At 64.3% G+C, this 17868-nt stretch carries 19 protein-coding genes; 4 read left to right on the top strand and 15 right to left on the bottom strand.

Going from position 1 to position 17868, the window contains the following annotated elements; translation table 11 throughout:
• The 12 genes from BOO71_RS25865 to BOO71_RS25810 form a co-directional block, all read right to left on the bottom strand.
• Positions 1-465: SIS domain-containing protein (locus BOO71_RS25865; RefSeq protein ID WP_139323214.1), on the bottom strand; the 465-nt coding region annotated here is incomplete at its 3' end.
• Positions 462-1433 (bottom strand): N-acetylglucosamine kinase, encoded by a 972-nt coding sequence (locus BOO71_RS25860; RefSeq protein WP_175607545.1) that lies wholly within the window; start codon positions 1431-1433, stop codon positions 462-464. The genes BOO71_RS25860 and BOO71_RS25865, both read right to left, overlap by 4 nt.
• 41 nt (positions 1434-1474) lie before the next feature.
• Entirely contained in the window at positions 1475-2467 is a 993-nt protein-coding gene (locus tag BOO71_RS25855) for a Gfo/Idh/MocA family protein (RefSeq protein WP_075837088.1), read from the bottom strand.
• 19 nt (positions 2468-2486) lie between these two features.
• Positions 2487-3167, bottom strand: a complete 681-nt coding sequence (locus BOO71_RS25850; protein WP_075837087.1) for a polysaccharide deacetylase family protein — start codon at positions 3165-3167, stop codon at positions 2487-2489.
• Entirely contained in the window at positions 3160-3480 is a 321-nt protein-coding gene (locus BOO71_RS25845; protein WP_075837086.1) for a hypothetical protein, read from the bottom strand. Before BOO71_RS25845 ends, BOO71_RS25850 begins: the two co-directional genes overlap by 8 nt.
• Positions 3481-3514: 34 nt before the next feature.
• Positions 3515-4363 (bottom strand): fumarylacetoacetate hydrolase family protein, encoded by an 849-nt coding sequence (locus BOO71_RS25840; protein WP_075837085.1) that lies wholly within the window; start codon positions 4361-4363, stop codon positions 3515-3517.
• Positions 4360-5073: a 5-deoxy-glucuronate isomerase gene (locus BOO71_RS25835; RefSeq protein WP_075837084.1), complete on the bottom strand. Its 714-nt coding sequence runs from the start codon at positions 5071-5073 to the stop codon at positions 4360-4362. Before BOO71_RS25835 ends, BOO71_RS25840 begins: the two co-directional genes overlap by 4 nt.
• Positions 5070-6767, bottom strand: coding sequence for a dihydroxy-acid dehydratase (ilvD, locus tag BOO71_RS25830; protein WP_075837083.1), 1698 nt, complete (start codon positions 6765-6767; stop codon positions 5070-5072). The genes BOO71_RS25835 and ilvD overlap by 4 nt, the downstream gene beginning before the upstream one ends.
• 49 nt (positions 6768-6816) lie before the next feature.
• Positions 6817-8184: a family 4 glycosyl hydrolase gene (locus BOO71_RS25825; RefSeq protein WP_075837082.1), complete on the bottom strand. Its 1368-nt coding sequence runs from the start codon at positions 8182-8184 to the stop codon at positions 6817-6819.
• A gap of 86 nt (positions 8185-8270) precedes the next feature.
• On the bottom strand, positions 8271-9299 hold the full coding sequence (locus BOO71_RS25820) for an SIS domain-containing protein (protein WP_075837081.1): 1029 nt from the start codon (positions 9297-9299) through the stop codon (positions 8271-8273).
• Positions 9289-10284: a 2-hydroxyacid dehydrogenase gene (locus tag BOO71_RS25815; protein ID WP_075837080.1), complete on the bottom strand. Its 996-nt coding sequence runs from the start codon at positions 10282-10284 to the stop codon at positions 9289-9291. Before BOO71_RS25815 ends, BOO71_RS25820 begins: the two co-directional genes overlap by 11 nt.
• Before the next feature lie 45 nt (positions 10285-10329).
• Positions 10330-12162, bottom strand: coding sequence for a peptide ABC transporter substrate-binding protein (locus tag BOO71_RS25810; RefSeq protein ID WP_075837079.1), 1833 nt, complete (start codon positions 12160-12162; stop codon positions 10330-10332).
• 249 nt (positions 12163-12411) lie between these two features.
• On the opposite strand from BOO71_RS25810, the gene BOO71_RS25805 reads away from it, so the two are divergent.
• From BOO71_RS25805 to BOO71_RS25790, 4 genes are read left to right on the top strand one after another with little or no spacing between them, the layout of a single operon-like run.
• On the top strand, positions 12412-12732 hold the full coding sequence (locus tag BOO71_RS25805) for a hypothetical protein (protein WP_075837078.1): 321 nt from the start codon (positions 12412-12414) through the stop codon (positions 12730-12732).
• Between the two features lie 3 nt (positions 12733-12735).
• Positions 12736-13422: a polysaccharide deacetylase family protein gene (locus tag BOO71_RS25800; RefSeq protein WP_075837077.1), complete on the top strand. Its 687-nt coding sequence runs from the start codon at positions 12736-12738 to the stop codon at positions 13420-13422.
• A 29-nt stretch (positions 13423-13451) separates the two neighbouring features.
• Positions 13452-14639: an ABC transporter permease gene (locus BOO71_RS25795; protein ID WP_075837076.1), complete on the top strand. Its 1188-nt coding sequence runs from the start codon at positions 13452-13454 to the stop codon at positions 14637-14639.
• On the top strand, positions 14639-15820 hold the full coding sequence (locus BOO71_RS25790; protein ID WP_075837075.1) for an ABC transporter permease: 1182 nt from the start codon (positions 14639-14641) through the stop codon (positions 15818-15820). Before BOO71_RS25795 ends, BOO71_RS25790 begins: the two co-directional genes overlap by 1 nt.
• A gap of 63 nt (positions 15821-15883) precedes the next feature.
• Here the strand turns inward: BOO71_RS25790 and BOO71_RS25785 are convergent, their stop codons facing one another.
• From BOO71_RS25785 to BOO71_RS25775, 3 genes are all read right to left on the bottom strand, one after another.
• The gene (locus tag BOO71_RS25785) at positions 15884-16888 is read right to left on the bottom strand and encodes a LacI family DNA-binding transcriptional regulator (RefSeq protein ID WP_075837074.1); all 1005 of its coding nucleotides are present in this window, start codon (positions 16886-16888) and stop codon (positions 15884-15886) included.
• 173 nt (positions 16889-17061) lie between these two features.
• A complete protein-coding gene (locus tag BOO71_RS27450) occupies positions 17062-17361 on the bottom strand; it encodes a hypothetical protein (protein WP_139323210.1) in 300 nt (99 codons plus the stop codon).
• A 178-nt stretch (positions 17362-17539) separates the two neighbouring features.
• A partial coding sequence (locus BOO71_RS25775) for a transposase (protein WP_139323209.1) occupies positions 17540-17868 on the bottom strand: 329 nt, incomplete at its 5' end.

The raw sequence follows: 17868 nt of genomic DNA, 5'->3' as shown, positions 1-17868 counted from the left end.
CCCCGCCAGCCGCAGACCCAGCAGCAGCATCAGGCTGGCCGAGGCCGTCATCACGATGCCTTCCTCGGGATGGGTGGGGGCGTACAGCACCGTGTCGGCGTTCTTTGCCAGGCTGCTGCCCGACTCACAGGTCAGGGCGGTGACGTGCAGGCCATCCTTGCGGCTGCGGACGGCGGCCTGCACGGTTTCGGTGGATTCGCCGCTGCGCGAGAAGGCCAGCACATGCGGGCGCGTTCCTGCCGGAAGGTAAGACTGCGGGCGGTGCAGCCACTCGCCGCCGGGCACGGCCAGCGCCTGGAAGCCCGCCTCGTTCAGCGCGGCGGCCACGCTCTGGGCCAGGTAGTACGAGGTGCCGCAGCCGATCAGGACGTGCATGTCGTCGCGGGTCAGGGCGGGCAGATCGGTCTGGGCCGCCTGCCTCCACAGGGGGAATTGTTCCTGGATGCTGCGGGTGGTGGGATTCATGCTTGCTCCTGAAGAAGAGGTTGAGGGGTTGAGGTGGAGAGTAGGGGCGCGCGGACCCGTGCCTGCCAGTCGGTATCGGTGGTGAATCCGGCGCGGGAGGCGGCGTGGAACAGGGCGCCGCCCAGTGGGGGCAGCGCGGGCACTTGAGGCGTGCCCAGCAGCGTCGTCAGCGCGCCCAGCACGGTGCGGCTGCCCAGCACGCTGCCCGCGTAGCTCCAGGGCAAATCGGGGTTGCCGAGTTGACGGCGGGCGGCGCTGACATGCTGGGCGAGAAGTTCGGCAGCTTCTAACAGGATGATCTGGGCGGTGGGCTGCCCCGCATCGGCCAGGTCGTTGACCGAACGGGCCAGCGCGGCGACGGCGGAGCGGGCGTGGGTCTGACCGTAATACCACGTCAGCAGCGCAGTTTGAGTTGGGAACTCGCCCAGCACTGGGGTCAGCAACAAGTCGGCAAAATCGGCGTCGGGATGCCTGCCGTCCAGCGACTGACTGGCCAGACCCAGCGCCCGCCGCCCGATCCAGTACGCGCTGCCCTCGTCGCCGAAGCCCTCGCCCCAGCCGCCGACGCGGAGCTGTCGCGTGCCGCCTTGTGGTGAACAGTCCTCGGCCCAGACCATCGAACCAGTTCCGGCCAGCAGCAGCGTGCCCAGCCCACCCGCGAAAGCCCCAACAAAGGCGGCCTCCACGTCATTCATGACGCTGTGCGGGCAGTCGGAGAACAGCTCAGCGCATATGTCCACCTGCCGCGCGCTGAATGCCGGAGACTCGCCGTAGCCGGGCAGACCAAGAGAGGCGCGGACCAGCGGGCCAGGGGCCGGGTGGGCGCTCAGAAAGGCCCGCAGCACCGCCTCCCACTCCGGGCGGTCAAAGGGGTTGGTACCGGGGGCATAAAACGGCCCCACCACTTCCCCCGCGCTGCTTACGTAGGCCAGTGCGGTCTTGCTGCCGCCGCCGTCCAGGCCCAGCACCCAGGATTCTCCAGCGCTCCCGAACTCTGGCCCCGCCCCCATCACAAGGCCACCTCGGTCATCGCTTCGGCAGAGCGCACCGCTGCTACCGCCAGATCCAGGCTCAACGCACCCTCACGGATCGGCGTGCGGGCAGGGCGGTCATCGCGGATGGCCCCGACCAGGTCCAGCATCTGAGCGGCGTAACAGTCCTGCTCAGAGGCGATGGTCAGCGGTTCTTTCTGTTCAGTGGTGAAGTGAATCGTCCCGCTGTTGTGGTTCTGGGCCTGTACCGTCACCTTCTGGGCAATCACATTGAACCCCGTGTCATACCGGCCCGGAATGGCCGCGTTACTGGACCGCAGCACGCCCAGCGGCCCGCCCGCAAAACGTGCCACCACCACGCTGATGTCCTCGATGGTGTAGCCCGGCACATCCTGGTGAAACAGATTCGCCATGCGGGCGTATACGGTTTGCGGCTCGCCCATCAGGTAGCGCAGCAGATCGACGTGGTGGATCACCTGTTCGAGCAGTTGCCCGCCGGACTTTTCCTTCTCGCGCCACCACGGCGAATGCAGGGAGTTGCAGAAATACTGGGCATCGAACATCCCGACTGGTCCGGCCTCGCCGCCCTCCTGGAAAGCCTTGAACGCCTCCACTACCGCCCCGAAGCGGGACATAAAGCCCACCTGGGTCTTGATCCCGGCGCGCTCGGCGGCCTCAACCATCTTCCAGCCGTCAGCAGAGGTCAGCGCAATCGGTTTTTCCATCAGCAGATGGACGCCGTGCTGGGCGGCAATTGCCACCTCATCGCCGTGGCCTGAAGGCGGCAGGCAGACCACCAGCAGATCCAGATTTGCGTCTTCCATCATGTGGCGGGAATCGGTGTAGGCCGCCGCCCGTCCACCCGTGAATTCGTTCGAGAAGGCCTTGGCCTTGACTTCATCGCGGCCACAGAAGGCCACCAGTTCGGCGTGTTCAGGCAGGCCCGCCAGCACCCTCGCGTGCCGCCCACCAAAACTGCCGCATCCCAGCACTGCTGCCCGTAATTTCATGTGTCTCCCATGCAGCAGGCTAGGCGATGCGGTGAATCATCGTGTTGCCCAGGTGATAGCGGTAACCCGCTGCGCGAATGGCGGCGTCGTGCCGGGGACTCAGCCCGCAGGCGGTGCCGCGCAGCCACGAAAAGGCGGGGGCCAACTGTCCAGTCACCGCGTCCATTTTCCGCTTCGGCTCAAAAATCTCGCGCTCGAAGTCCTCGTCATTCCAGACATCGGCCAGCCCGACGTGTGAGGCGGTGTGCGGGGTCACCACATGGCGGCGCGACAGCGCCTGTACCTCGTCCCAGGACATCGCCAGCCGCCCATGGTCATTTTCCTCGTCCACCAGGCCGATGTCGTGCGCGTGGGCGTGGAACTCCTGCTGCGCCGGGGGGCAGTCGATAAATCCCGTGCAGACCGGGAACCAGCCGGTGATGCCCAGTTCATCACAGATGGGGGCGGCCACGTCAATGCTGTTGCGGTAACCCTCATAGAAGACAGGCATGAAGACCGGACGGGTGCCAGGCCAGCGCCCGGTTTCGAAGAAACTGTCCAGATCTTGCAGGCTCACACTGTCAAAGTGTTCACTCAGCCGCTGGAGTTCGCGGCGCAGTACCTGAGCCGAACTGGCGGGGGGGTTGTGGTAATTCACGACGCGCAGGAAGTGGCCGCCGCGAATGGCGTCGATGTGCCGCGTGAAGCCCAGGTCAGCCATTGGACTCCTGTAAAACATCCGGCGCTTTGAGATCGGTCAGTTCATGCACAGCCATAATCAGGGCGCGAACCACCCCGCCGTGATCCCGGTCAGGCATGTCCGGGGCGAGGGTCTCGCGAACCTCCTGCACGCGCCCGGCCAGCAGCTCACCCTGAGCCAGCGTCTCCGGGTCTGTGACCACTGGCATCGTTCCGCGCTCGTCCACCAGCGCCAGCAGCATCGGGATGCCCTCGCTGTTCAGAGACCGCGACATCGCGGCGCGCAGTGTTCCCAGGACGCGCCGCGCCTTTTCAGTCCTTCCACTTTCAGTCATCGTTTACGCGTCTCCATTGAATGAAATGGCTTGCTTACTCCCCGGTCCGCACCCGCTGACGCTGCTCGCCCAGGCCGTCAATGCCCAGGCGCATGGTCTGGCCGTCTCGTAAATAAATCGGCTGCGGCTTGTGGCCCATGCCCACGCCCTCTGGGGTGCCGGTGGCGATGACGTCGCCGGGGTGCAGCGTCATGAAGCGGCTGATGTAGGAGATCAGGAAGGCCACGCCGAAGATCATCCCCGATGTGTTGCCATCCTGCTGGCGCACGCCGTCCACGTCCAGCCACAGCCGCAGGTTCTGTGGATCGGGAACCTCATCCGGGGTGACCAGCCAGGGGCCGATGGGGCCAAAGGTGTCGCAGCCCTTGCCCTTGTCCCAGGTGCCGCCGCGCTCCAGTTGGTATTCGCGTTCCGACAGATCATTGACCACGCAGTAACCGGCCACGTGGGAGAGTGCCTCAGCCTCGGAAACGTAGCTGGCCCGCGTGCCGAGCACCACGCCCAGCTCCACTTCCCAGTCGGACTTGACCGAGCCGCGCGGCAGGATCACGTCGTCGTGCGGCCCCTGCACAGCGCTGTTCGCCTTGAGGAAAAGAATCGGCTCTGCGGGCGCGGCCATCCCCGCTTCCTGCGCGTGCTTGTGATAATTGAGGCCCACGCAGACGAATTTGCCCATCTGGCCGACGCAGGCTCCGAGCCGCACGTCAGGGGCCACGGCGGGCAACTCGTCGGCGTTCAGTTGCCGGATTCTCTCCAGCGTGTCCGGTCCGAGCGTCTGTGGGTGCAGATCGGGGATGACGCCGCTCAGGTCACGAATCTGGCCCTGTGCATCCAGCAGGCCAGGCTTTTCCTCGCCGGGCGGGCCGAAACGCAGGAGTCTCATGGCTGGCCCGGTTGGAGAGGTTGTGTCCAGAACGAAAGTGCGGCGGCCTGCCCAGTCTCAACTCCTAGATTCAAATCCTCGTCGCAGGCCATCAGGGCGTCTCCATCCTTCAATGTCTGCATGCTTCCATCGTGAACCCAGTGGGCGCGGCTGTCTCCACTCAGGTGAAAGTGAACGATGCGCTCTCCTGCACTATCCAGCCTCAGCTCAATTCCGGCTTCCAGCAAGATTTGAGAGCATCTCAGGCGCTCAGAATGCCCCGCCCCCAGGACAGAGCGCTGGTGCTGTCCTGCCGTGGCTTCTGTGCCGTTATCTTCTGGCCGAAGCAAACGCGGCGGGTACTTCCCGTGAGCAGGCGAGCGGACGTAGCCCACCTGCGCGTCCTGAAGGGTTGTGATTCTGTAATGGTGATTCGGAGGCAGGTAGACGGCGGCGGGCGGGGCGTCGAACGCTGCGGGGCCGTCGCCCAGCGTCCAGATCTCGCCCTCGTCCACCCGCATCTGCACCTGACCGCTCAGAATCAGGATCAAGACCTCGTCGCCCTCGGCCTCGCCGTCGATCTCCTGCCCGGCGCGGAACTGGTACATCCGGTAGCCCAGCGTCTGGAAGCCGGTCAATTCCAGGCCCAGGTCAATCGGTCTCTCGGCAGGGCCGACGCCCTCCAGCTCGATGCGGCGGCTGGGATCGGCAGACACGCGTGCGGCGCTCACCCGTCGGTCACCGCGCCCTGGGAGGCGCTGGAGACGTGGCGGGCGTACTTGGACAGTACCCCGCGCCGGTAACGCGGCTCCGGGGCCTGCCACTCGGCGCGGCGGGCAGAGAACTCCTCGTCGCTCAGATCGGCGGCCAGCAAACGGGCGTCTGCGTCGATGGTCACGGTGTCACCCTCGCGCAGCAGCGCCAGCGGGCCGCCCACGTAGGCTTCCGGGGCGACGTGACCCACCACCATGCCGTGCGTCGCGCCGGAGAAGCGCCCGTCTGTGATCAGGCCCACACTATCGCCCAGGCCGCGTCCGATGATGGCGGCGGTGGGCGACAGCATCTCGCGCATACCCGGCCCGCCCTGCGGCCCCTCGTAGCGGATGATCACCATGTCGCCGGCCTGGATGTCGCCGCGCATGATGGCGCTCATGGCGCTTTCCTCGGAGTCGTACAGCCGCGCCGGACCGCTCATACGGGGGCGCTTGACGCCGCTGATCTTGGCAACCGCGCCGTCCGGGGCCAGGTTGCCGCGCAGGATGACCAGGTGGCCTTCCGGCGACACGGGCCGGTCAAAGGGCAGCACCACATCCTGATCGGCGGCGGGCGCGTCCGGCACGTCAGCCAGGTTCTCGGCCACCGTTTTTCCGGTCACGGTCAGGCAGTCGCCGTGGATCAGGCCCTCTTTCAGCAGCATCTTCATGATCAGCGGAATGCCGCCCACCCGGTGCAAGTCGGTGGCTCCATATTTGCCCGACGGGGTCATGTCGGCCAGGTGTGGCACGCGTTCTCGGATGCGCTCGAAGTCGTCCAGATCGAATTCGAGTTGCATGGAGTGGGCAATCGCCAGGAAGTGCAGCACCGCGTTGGTGGAGCCGCCCGTCGCCATCACCACCGTCACCGCGTTCTCTAGCGACTGACGCGTGATGATGTCGCTAGGCTTGAGATCCAGCTCAATCAGGCGGTACAGCGCCTCACCGCTGGCCCGCGCGTAGTCCAGGGCAGTTGGATCCTCAGCCCCCACCGTAGCGCTGCCGGGCATCATCATGCCCATGGCCTCAAAAGCGCTGCTCATCGTATTGGCGGTGTACATCCCGCCGCACGAACCGGCCCCTGGACAGGCGCTGCGCTCGATGGCCGTGAAATCCTCGCGCGACAGGCGGCCCGCGCCCAGCTCGCCCACCGCCTCGAAAGCCGTGATGATGTTGATGTCGCGGCCCTGGAAACGGCCCGGCGACATGGTGCCGCCGTACACGAAGATGGCTGGAATATTCAGCCGAGCCATCGCGATCATCGCTCCCGGCATGTTCTTGTCGCAGCCGCCCACCGCCAGCAGGCCGTCGTAGCTGAGCGCCCGGCACACGGTCTCGATGCTGTCAGCGATCACCTCGCGGCTGATCAGGCTGCACTTCATCCCCTCGGTGCCCATGCTGATGGCATCCGACACGGTGATGGTCCCGAACAACCGTGGCATGGCCCCGGCGGCGCTCGCGCCCTCGCGCACGGCCTGCGCGGTTGCGGCCAGTCCAGCGTTGCACGGCGTCAGGTCGCTGGCCGCGCTGGCCACGCCCACGATGGGTTTGCCGAAATCGGCGTCGGTGAAGCCCACCGCCCGCAACATGGCGCGGTTGGGCATCCGCTCGTCGCCCTCAGTAGTGATGGCGCTGCGGGCATTCAGTTTGGGCTGCTTAAGCGTGTCAGTCATGGTTCCTCCGGCGGAACGGGACAGATTGGGGGAAAGGGGCGAGGACCGGTTACGCAAACTGTGGCAGATGCTCTTTGTGCGCTTGGATCAGTTCCGCCGCCAGGTCCCGCGCCATGCTCCGCTCGGTCACGGCTCCGTCGGCCAGCAGCGCTTCTACAAACAGGCCCTCGTCGCCGCTGAGGGCCGCGTCCACGGTGATCTCAATGCTGTCCAGCTTGCGGCGGATGATGGCGGCCAGATCCTCACGAAGCGGCCCCAGCGACAGCGGGATAAAACCGCGCCCAGTGGCGGCGGCTGGCAGCTCCAACACCGCCCAGTCGGGCAGGTTGGGCACCGCGCCGCCATTGACCATGTTCACTGAGAACACCCGCCGTCCGTCGCCGTACAGCGAGTCGATGATGTCCAGCAGGTCCTCGTGTTCCCCTGGCACCTGCGCCAGATCCTCGGTGGTCAGCGGCGCGTCCGAGCGGGCAAATTCGTCCATCTGCACGTACTGTTCGTCGCCATAAGCGATGCGCTTGTCAATGGGGAAAGCGTCCACGCCCAGCGTCTTGCCGTAATACTGGCCGCCCGGAAAGCGTTCGGGGAAGAATTCGGTGGCGTGGCGATCCATCGCGCAGGGAAAGACGCCGCGTTGAAGGAAGAAATTCCAGGCGAAGGGTTGATCGGAATAGCGTTCAGGGCGGCCCGACACGCCATTGGGGAACTCGGTTTTCTCGGCCAGTTCGCGTTCCAGGTCTGGGCGCTGCTCGGCCAGTTTGGCGCGCGCCATCGGCCAAGCGTTCTGACCCTGGTAAAACAGATCGGTGATAAAGGTCAGGTGATTGAGGCCCACGCCGATGGAGCGCACGTCCTGGCGCGGTACTTCCAGGAAACTGGCAATCTGACCCTCTACATAGCCCAGACCGTGGCACAGGCCGATCACCGGCACGCCCGTCGCCTTGTGGATGGCGCGGCAGTTGGCGGTCATCGGGTTGGCGTAGTTGAAGAAATGCGCCCGGGGACACAGCGCCTTGACGTCCTCGGCCATCGCCACCATCGCCGGAATCATCCGCATGGCACGCGAAATCCCGCCGGGCATCACGGTGTCGCCCACCGGCTGGTAGATACCGTACTTGCGCGGCACCACCACGTCGGTCTCCCAGCCGCGCCGCCCGCCCACGGCGATGGTGGACACCACCACGTCCGCCCCCGGCAGTACGTCACGCCGGTCCGTGCTGACCGTGACTTTGATGTCCGCGCCGCCGGTGGCCAGCATTTTTTTAACCAGCAGTTCTACCGATTCCAGCGTATAGGCGTCGATGTCCACCAGCGCCAGTTCCCAGTCCTCTGGTCTGGGCATTTTGATCAGGTCGGCCACCAGACGTTGCGTGAACACAGTACTTCCAGCTCCGATTAAGACCAGCTTTCTTGACATATACACCTCTTGAAGACATGACAGGGCCAGGCGACGCAAACAATGCCCGCCGTTGAGGAAACAATGGTGAGGTTAAGCTCTAGCACTCAGGTGGAGGCCAGTCTCACCACCTGTGTCAGGTTCTGGGACAAGTCCGGGTCACGGCCCAGTCGCCGGGCTGTTTCCAGCGCCAGGCGGTGAACGGGCAGCAGATTCAGGGCCAGTCGGCCCGTCTCGTCCAGCCCCGAATCCAGTTCCACCCGCGCGTCGGAAACCGCCGCCAGGTCGTCTAGGTTTTCCCCGATGACCAGCGTGGTCACGCCGTAGCCGTGCAGGTCCTTGAGAAGCTGGCGCTGCTCGGCGCGGTGGCTGTCCCAGGCAAACAGCGTGACCAGGGTGTCTGGCCCCGCCGTCGCCTTGGGGCCGTGGCGGTATTCCAGCGCGGAGTACGCCTCGCTGGTGACAATCGCCATTTCCTGCATCTTGAGGGCAGCTTCCTGAGTCAGCGGTAGATTGACACCGCTACCCAGGAAGACGAAGCGCTGGAAGTCAGTTTTGTGGGCAAGCTGTTTCAACGGCTTCTCGCACTTGTCCAGCACCCGGCGGGCGGCGGCGGGTAGAGCGTTCAAATTACTGCCGCTCTCCCCCATCACAATCTTCTGCACGGCCAGCAACATCGAGCTGAACGAACGGCTCATGACCAGCCCTTCCTCCGCGCCTTCTGGGACGAGGAGAACCTGATCGGCCATCTTGACCAGCGTGCTGTCGGCGTGGCAACTGATCGCCAGTACCCTGCCCCCCAGATCGTTAAGGGTTCGGGCCGCCAGCACCGCCTCGCTGGACTCGCCGCTGCGAGAGACGGCGACGCCGAATAGCGTCTGCGGATTCTTCAACGTGCGCTCTGGATGTATCCAGACCTCGCACGATGGCTGGGCCACCGCGTCCAGGCCCAGGCCCGTGCGCAGCAGATCGGCCAGCAGCAGCGCCAGGTAATATGACGTGCCGGAGCCGAAGACCACTACACGCTCTACATCTTGGAATGGACTGCTCTCCCGACGGTCCAGAACCGCCCCCCAGACCTCTGGCTGGGACTCGAATTCTCGCTCGGTCAGTGTCCCCAGCACTTTATCCGCCATGCATCACCTCCGTTTGCCGCTCCTGCCAGACCTGAGCCGCCTGCGGGTTTACCGCATCGTCCGGCACCTGTCCAGTCAGCGCTGCCAGCGCATTTTTAGCTGCCCGAACCGCTGCCCGCGTCTTGGCCCCGTTGGTCAGTCCGGCCATGTGGGGGGTCAGGACCACGTTGTCCAGCTCGAAAAACGGACTGCTGGTCAGCGGTTCCTGGCAGAACACGTCCAGGCCCGCACCGGCGATCCAGCCTCCCTTGAGCGCCTGGTACAGCGCAGCCTCGTCGATCAATTCGCCCCGCGCGATGTTGACCAGCACGGCAGACGGCTTCATCAGGCGCAGCTCACGCTCCCCGATCATGCCCACATTGCTGGGCGACAGCGAAGTGGTCAGGGACACCACGTCCACCGATTCGAGCAACGTGTCCAGCGGCGCGTATTCCACGCCGTACTGGGCCGCGAAGTCATGGTCAGGAGTGCGCGTGAATGCCAGAATTCGCATGTCAAAGGCTGCCGCCCGCTTGACCAGCGCCTTGCCGATCAAGCCCAGGCCGATCACCCCAAGCGTGGCCCCCGACACGTCCGGGCTGCTGATGGTCTTGGAAAACCAGTGACCCTCCCGGATGGATTTATCTCCCAGCACGATCTGGCGCGAGGTTGCCAGGATCAGGCCCATGCCGAAATCGGCGCAGACCTCGGCATTGACGCCCCTGACATTTGTAACCAGCACCCCCTGATTGCTGGCCGCCGCGATGTCGATGTTGTCGTGGCCAGAGGTGTGCAGGGCCACCACCCGCGCCCGCCGCGCCAGGCCAAGCTCGGCGGGGCTGGTCAGCACCCGGCCCATCACGATGGCGTCGGCCTGGGCCACCTGCTCGGCGGGCACCTCGCTCAGCGAGACGGGCGGCCAGATGTAGGTGACCTGGCAACCTGCCTCCTCCAGCACCCGCCGCGCCGCCGGGAGGTCATGAAAACTCTCGGAGACCACCAGCACGCGGGGAGCTGAGGCAAAACTTGGGGAGACTGGCCTGATCACGGCTTACTTGACCTCGGGCTGCTTGACCATCTGCTTCATGCCTTTTTGCGTCCAGCCGGTCATCCAGCCCAGCCTGGACGGGTAGCCGCTGTTGCCGTTCCACACATAATTGACCAGGCCGCGCCGGGTGGTCAGTAGCTCGCGGCGTAGGTACAGTGGAATGGACGGCAGCTCGGTGGTGAACTGGGTCTGCATGGTGGCAAACAGGGCGCGCCGCTTGGCCGGATCGGTCTCGGAGCGGGCCGCGCTCCAGGCCTTGTCGTAGGCCGCATTGCACCAGCCGCCCACGTTGTTGCCGCCGTAACCGTTGGCCTTGCTCGGCACGTTGTCGTTCTTGGCGGGCGTGGTGGGGTCATCGCAATAAAACTCGTTGCCCGCTTCCAGCAGCGGCACGCTGCCCCCCGCCGCCTCGAACACACCCGTCCAGGTGCCTTCGGAGGTGCGCGGAAAGTAGTCCTGCCCAAACACCACCGAGGCGGGCGCGTTGTTCACTTTCACGTCGATGCCCACCTTGCGGAGGTTGTCCTTGATGAACAGTTGGTTGCGCTCGCGTACCGCGTTCCCCGCCGTGGTCACGTACTCCAGCACGAACTTGACCGTTTTGCCGTCCACGCTGCGTTGCAGGATGCCGTCACTTCCAGCCTTCCAGCCTAGCGAGGCCAGGAGCTGCTTGGCCTTATCGGGGTTGTAAGCGTAGGCGTCAGCCATCACCGGCGAGTAGGCTGGGGAGTTGGGGTTGACGAAGGTGTTTACCACCGTGACTGTGCCGCCCAGCAGGTCCTGCGCGATGCTCTTGCGGTCGATGGCGTACAGCAGGGCCTGGCGGGTCTTGGGATCGTCCAGTTTCAGGTCCGAGACGGCCTTGACGTTGCCGAACTTGTTGACGATCAGGTTCTCGAAGGCGGTGCCTTCCACCAGCGCCACGTTGAACACGTTCTTGGCGTTGTCGCGCAGCAGCTTGAGGGTCGCGGGCGAGTTCGCCAGCCCCTGGGTGGACGTGGCGTCGATTTGCCCGGCCAGCAGCGCCGTTTGCAGCGTGTTGGTGTTGCCGATGAAGCGGTAGATGATGGACTGAATACCGTTGGGGTTCTTTTGCCAGTATGTCGGGTTGCGTTTGAGCACCATGCTCTGCCCCGGCGTCCAGCGCACGAAACGGAAGGGGCCGCTGACGACCGGGGGACCGCCGATGCTGGTGGAAATCGGCGTGCCCAGCAGGTCTTTGAGGATGATGGCCTGCTGCTGCTCGGGGGTTTTGCCCTCCAGGCTGGCCTTGACCCGCTCCCAGATCGGTTTCCAGACCTGCGACGGCAGGTTCGAGTAGTCGCCGGGCTGCACGCCCTTCTGATAAAAGATGTTGATCGGCGAGTACGTGACCTCGAAGTTCTTGGCGTCGATCACCTTGAAGGCGGTGGGGAAGTTGGCGCGGGTGATTACCGGCACCCGCTTGTCCATGGCAATCTCGTAGAACAACCGGAAATCCTCGCTGCTGATCGGGCGGTTGTCGCTCCAGGTGATGTCAGGCTTGATGGTCCAGCGCACCGTCATGGCGGTGGGTTCCCCCTTGGCGTCGCGGGTGTACTTGACCCGGCCATTGGCCTCGGTGGGCAGTTGTGCGGCCATGTCCGGCACAATCTTGCCGTCCAGGTCGATGTAGGTCAGGTCGCGGTACATCCAGCCCATTACCTCGCGGGCCACGGCCTGGCTGTTGACGATGTATTCCAGCGCGGACGGCTCCTGGCTGGCCCCAATGATCAGGGAGTTGTCGGTGGGACCGGCCTGGGCACTGAAGACCCCGCAGGCCAGCACACAGGTCAAACGGATCGCGGCTGTTTTCATTGTTCCTCCTCGCTCACCGCCCGGTTGAGCCGGACAGTGAAATCTGACGTTTGGGGACCACTCCAGCATGCCGCACGCCGCCAGGGCGGAGTGTATGCGTGGGCCTTGAGGCGACCTTGACTCGGGAAAGAAACGACTGGGGCTTGCAGAGCAGCATAGCGAAGGTTTGAAGCCAGTGAGGCCGCCTTTAAATTTGTTTTAAAAAGTAAGCTGAGCTGCTGACATAGTTTCGGCTATGCTGCTCTGCATATGACCGAGCAATTAGGTGACGGCTTCTCAGACCTGTGTGACCTGCTGTGGGTGCGCCGCACCGAGCGGGATTTCTCGGTCGAGGGGGTCGCCACGCTGCTGACCCTCGAAGACGAGACTGGGGAGGTGGGCACGGCCCTGCCCCCCGCGCCCCTGCCCGCCGCGTCCCTACTGGCAGCGGTGGCCGACGCGTTGTACCTGAACCTGCGGCCCCGCTTCGTGCTGGAAGCTGACGCTGCCGCCTGCGCGCTGGGGCTGCTTGCTACCGCCCTGCCCGGTGAGCCGGGAGAACCCGTCCACCGCCCTCACACGGGGCAATAAACCGTGGACCAGACGTGGCAGCGGGTGCGCGGACGCTTGCAGGCGGGCCGGACCATCCGCGCCGTGAACTTCCACAACACGCCGCAGTCTCTGGAAGACAACTACCGTCGCCAGTTCGAATGGTACGCCCAGCGCTACGTCTCCATCGGCGAGGACGAGCTGACACAATGGTTTGAGACCGGCGGCTGGACTGACGAGCGCCCGGGGCTGATCCTGAGCTTTTACAACGGTTACCGCAACAATTTCGAGGTGGCCCGGCCACTGCTTGAGGAATACGGGCTGCGCGGCTGGTTCTTCGTGCCGTCCGGCTTCGTCTCAGTTCCGGTGGGGGAGCAGGCCGACTTTGCCGCCGCCCACCACCTCTCCATCGTCCCGGAAGAGCGGGCGCGTCCGGGCGAGCGGCTGGCGATGAGCTGGGACGAGGTTCGGGAGTTGCGAGACCGGCATGTGGTGGCGAGCCACACCCGCACGCACGCTTACCTGGACAGCGGCGCGAACCTGGCGAGCTTGCATACAGAAATCGTCGGCTCACAGCGCGATTTTGAGGCCCATCTCGGTCATCCGGTCCGCAGTTTCGCATGGCTGTTTGGCCGGGCCTACGAACCGGGCGACACGGCGGCAGCGTTGCTGCGTGAAGCTGGGTACTCCTTTCTCTTTGCCAACACGGGGATTCACCGCCTTCCTGCCTGAACCCGCGCATCCCACCCACCGAGGTCCCCATGCTGAACTACACCCTGAAACGAATCGCGGCAATGGTGCCCATTCTGCTGGCGGTCTCGCTGCTGGTCTTCGCCCTGATCCAGTTACAGCCGGGCAATTTCGTGGATGACCTCAAGCTCAGCAACCCCAACATGACCGTGCAGGAAGCCGATAATCTGCGCCGCGCCTACGGGCTGGACCAACCGTGGTACGTGCAGTATGGCAAGTGGCTGGGCCACGCCGTGCAGGGCGACTTCGGGGTGTCGCGTAAGCAGTACATCCCGGCAGCCACCTTCGTGGTGCAGCAGCGCATGGGCAACACGCTACTGCTGGGCGCGGGGGCGCTGACCCTCTCGCTGCTGATCGGCATTCCGCTGGGCATCCTCTCGGCGGTCAAGCAGTACAGCGTGCTGGATTACGTGACCACGTTTTTTGCCTTCGTGGGCTTTTCGCTGCCGGTGTTCTGGTTTGGGCTGATGCTGCTGATCGTGTTCAGTGTCAATCTGAAAGTGCTGCCCGCCGGAGGTCTGTCGAGCGCCAACGCCTCACCGCTGGTCAGCACGGAAGCCACCTTCGACGCGACGGGGCCAGTGACCAAGATCGAGCCAGCCAGCGACGGAACGCGGGTGACGGTGGAGATCTACGACGCCGACAAGGGAGCTGCCGAGGACAAGGTGTTCACCCTGCCCGCCGGGGTCAAGAGCGACGTGCAGGTAGGCGATTACGTCTCGCCTGGCCAGCCGTATGGCCGCAGCGTGACCGTGGCGAGCTGGCTGACTTATGCGCTGGACCGCCTGAAATATCTGGTGCTGCCCACCGTGGCGCTGGCGGTGATCCAGATCGCCACCTGGACGCGCTTTATGCGGGCCGCGCTGCTGGACGTGATCAATCAGGATTACGTGCGGACGGCGCGGGCCAAGGGACTGCGCGAGAGCCGGGTGATCTACAAACACGCCCTGCGAAACGCCCTGATTCCGGTGATCACCCTGATCGGGTTGTCGCTGCCAGGGCTGGTGAACGGCGCGGTTATCACAGAAACGGTCTTTAATTACCCCGGCATGGGCCTGGCGCTGTACCAGAGCATTCTGGATAAGGATTACAACCCGGCGATGGTCATTCTGCTGCTGCTGGCGCTGATCACGCTGCTGGCCAACCTGCTGACCGATCTGGCCTACGCCCTGCTCAGCCCCCGGATCAGGTTTAGCTGATGACCGTCACTGGAACGGTGGCTCTGGAGCCGAGGCGCGCGTCCGGCTGGGCCTTGATCCGGCAGCGTTTCCTGAAGCACCGCCTGGCGACCGTCAGCCTGGTCATTCTGGCGCTGCTGATCTTGCTCTCGGTGTTCGCGCCGCTGATCGCGCCCTACTCGCCGTCGCAGATTGACGCCACCAATGTCTACGCCGCCTCCAATTCTGAGCATCTGATGGGCACCGACGCCCTGGGCCGCGACATCTTCAGCCGCCTGCTGTATGCCGGGCGCATCAGCCTGTTGGTCGGCTTTGTCGTCACTATCCTGTCGGCCCTGATCGGCACCGGGCTGGGCCTGCTGGCAGGCTTTTACAGTGGGCAGCCGCTGCTGGCCGCCGTGGGGCCGTTCTCGCCGCAGTGGGCCGGGGCCAGGCACACCGAGGGCCGCAGCTTCTGGCCCAAGACCATCATCCGCTGGCTGGTGTGGGCCGCCTTGATCGCCTTCGTGATCCGGGCCACGGGGCAGTTTGCTAGCGTCGCCGACGGCGTTTTCGTGACCGTTACCTGGGTCATCGGCGTGGCCCTAGCCGCCCTGATCTTCTACTTCACTTTCATTCGCTCCATCCGCCTGGACATCGACTCGGTGATCTCGCGCATGATCGACATCTTCCTGGCGATTCCCACGCTGCCGTTCCTGCTGGTGCTGGCGGGGCTGTTTTCCAACCCCAAGATCGGGCTGGGCGTCACGCTGGACCAGTGGCTGGGGCCAGCCCGCTCGGTCACGGTGATCATCTTCGTGCTGACGCTGTTCGGCTGGCTCTCGATGGCCCGCATCGTGCGCGGTACCATCTTGAATCTACGGAATGCCGAGTTTAACGAGGCGGCCATCGGGCTGGGGGCCAGCGACGCCCGCGTGATATTGAGGCACCTGCTGCCCAATGCCGTTGCGCCCATCTTCGTGCAGATCACGCTGGACTTGGGTCACGCCATCGTCGCCGAGGCCGCTCTGAGCTTCCTGGGGCTGGGCATCCAGGAACCCACCGCCAGTTGGGGCAATATCCTGAACGGCGCGCAGGAGGCCATTTTCCAGCAACCCACCGCCGTGTTCTGGCCGGGGCTGTTTATTCTGCTGACCACGCTGTCCACCAATTACATTGGGGACGGGTTGAGAGACGCGATTGATCCGCGCAGCCGGGGGTAGGGGTCCAGTGACTCCGCCCAAACCATCTGCCAGGCTGTTGGGCCGCCCTGCCGATGAACGCTGCTAATCCAGCGCCGTGCTCCTCCTCTCTACCAATTCGATCCCCACCGTCACGCCAGCGGTGGGACGTGCGGGTTCCATCATCCGCAGCAGCAGCAGATCCACAGCCCAGGCCCCCATGCTGTGGTGATCTACCCGTACTGTGGTCAGCGGCACGGGGGCCGCAGCGGCTTCTGGCGTGTCCTCGAAGCCGACAACCTTGAGTTGATTGGGGAGCCGCATGCCCCGGTCGAGCAGCTCGTTCATCAGAGCGGAGGCGGCGATGTCGTTGTAGACGAAGACACCGCCGATGGTGTGTGGCTGGGCGAGCAGCCAGCGGGCCGCCTCCCGCCCAACCCGCTGGGCGTATTCACGGCGGCAGCCCCCCAGGCTCTCCAGCGCGAAGACCAGCTCGGGATGCAAGCGTCCAGCCGCTTGTAGGGCGGCCTGTGCGCCGTGCAGCCGGACCTCATAGCTCTCGAAGTTGATTGGCCCAGTCACGATGGCCACATGACTGTCTGCGGACACCCGTTCCAGCAGGTGGGCTACAGCCAATGCCGCACCGTGGCGATTTTGGGTAATCACATGATCAAGCTGGGGATGGGTCTGGTTGACCACCACTGTGGGCGCAGCGGGATGCAATCCGCCCCCAGACTCGGCTTCGACCAGCAGTTTCCCGGCGTTGTGTCCCACGTAGATCATGCCGTAAGGCTCCACGTCCTCACGGTGACGCTCGGTTCCCAGTCGGAGGCGCAACGTGGCTGCGCGGGCCTCAATTCCGGCAAAGACCTGGGCATAAAAGGGATCGTCTCGCAGCGCGTCCATGAGGGCTTGCCCCTGACGGTCCGCCCGCAGAATTACAGTCATCTTGGGCGTGAGGATGGCTGGAAAATACCCGAGACGCTGGGCCACATCAAAGATTCGCCGCCGGGTGGCCTGCGACGGACCTTTGAGACCGCGCATGACCAGCGAGACGGTGGCCACTGAGACGTGGGCCTCATCGGCGATCTGAACGTATTTGTATCTCACGCCGCGCCGCGCTGCACGCTCAGCACGACGTGGTTCGGTGACTGTAACATTGCCCGCATAGATCAATTTAGCAGTTGGGCTGTGCCAGGAGAGGGCAAGCTCCTGATCGCCGGACAAAAAGTATGAAAACCATTCTCCGTAGGGAGAAGTGACTAGCTGTACTTTGAGGATGTTCAGGGTCTGATGAATAAGGCTGTGCAGCACGGACAATACCGAAGCTGTGTTCTAGATCGCCGGGGAATATCTCCGGCGATTTCACGCCGAATGGCTGGTACGGTCTCACCGAACAGTCCGTCGAGTCGCGACAGGCGCAGCCATTGTGTGAACAGCAGCGCCACCAGACAGAGTACGGCGTGGTGATGCAGGCCGTGCCAGAGCAGGTAGAGGTGGCTGCTGGCTCCCACCTCATCGGTGCTGCCCAGTTCCAGAAAGTGCAGGTCACTGATGGGACCATTGTGGGCGATGCTGCGCAATGGCCATCACGACAGCACACCCCCTAATTTGGTGCCTAGATCATTGATATTAAATCCTGTGGCCGCCTGCGCCTTCTCGTTGAGCAGGTGCATCAGCAGTCGCCCCGGCATCTCGATCTTCTGGTCCCCAGCCTTCTTGAGACATGGAAACTTCGAGTGCTAGAGTCTGCCAAGAACCCTATGCAAAAAGCGGCTTGAGATTGTGACAGAGCAGAACGCAAGCGGCCAAGACATGGAATCCGATCAGCGTGGACGACAGCCGTTCCAGGTCCCGTCCCAAACGGCGAAACTGTGACATCCACGCGAAGGACCGCTCCACCACCCACCGTTTTGGTACCAGGATAAAGCCCTTGGCGGCCTCTGGACGTTTGACCACCACCAGTTCCACGCCGGGCTCAGCAGCCCCCAGAGCGGTTTGTTTGCCTGTATATCCCTGGTCAGCGAACGCCATTTCCACGTTTGCGCCCGTAGCTGCCTGTACCTCCGGGCACAGGTCAAAGACCTGTG

This window comes from Deinococcus marmoris (assembly GCF_001949125.1).
GTDB classification, from domain to species: domain Bacteria; phylum Deinococcota; class Deinococci; order Deinococcales; family Deinococcaceae; genus Deinococcus; species Deinococcus marmoris_A.
This window is presented reverse-complemented; position numbering and strand designations above follow the sequence as displayed.

Bases quoted from the DNA above. Each gene is read 5' to 3' on its own strand.
- BOO71_RS25855 (WP_075837088.1), bottom strand. From the start codon at position 2,467: ATGAAATTACGGGCAGCAGTGCTGGGATGCGGCAGTTTTGGTGGGCGG.
- BOO71_RS25790 (WP_075837075.1), top strand. From the start codon at position 14,639: ATGACCGTCACTGGAACGGTGGCTCTGGAGCCGAGGCGCGCGTCCGGC.
- BOO71_RS25805 (WP_075837078.1), top strand. From the start codon at position 12,412: ATGACCGAGCAATTAGGTGACGGCTTCTCAGACCTGTGTGACCTGCTG.
- BOO71_RS25820 (WP_075837081.1), bottom strand. From the start codon at position 9,299: ATGGCGGATAAAGTGCTGGGGACACTGACCGAGCGAGAATTCGAGTCC.
- BOO71_RS25810 (WP_075837079.1), bottom strand. From the start codon at position 12,162: ATGAAAACAGCCGCGATCCGTTTGACCTGTGTGCTGGCCTGCGGGGTC.
- BOO71_RS25825 (WP_075837082.1), bottom strand. From the start codon at position 8,184: ATGTCAAGAAAGCTGGTCTTAATCGGAGCTGGAAGTACTGTGTTCACG.
- BOO71_RS25795 (WP_075837076.1), top strand. From the start codon at position 13,452: ATGCTGAACTACACCCTGAAACGAATCGCGGCAATGGTGCCCATTCTG.
- BOO71_RS25845 (WP_075837086.1), bottom strand. From the start codon at position 3,480: ATGACTGAAAGTGGAAGGACTGAAAAGGCGCGGCGCGTCCTGGGAACA.
- ilvD (WP_075837083.1), bottom strand. From the start codon at position 6,767: ATGACTGACACGCTTAAGCAGCCCAAACTGAATGCCCGCAGCGCCATC.
- BOO71_RS25840 (WP_075837085.1), bottom strand. From the start codon at position 4,363: ATGAGACTCCTGCGTTTCGGCCCGCCCGGCGAGGAAAAGCCTGGCCTG.
- BOO71_RS25850 (WP_075837087.1), bottom strand. From the start codon at position 3,167: ATGGCTGACCTGGGCTTCACGCGGCACATCGACGCCATTCGCGGCGGC.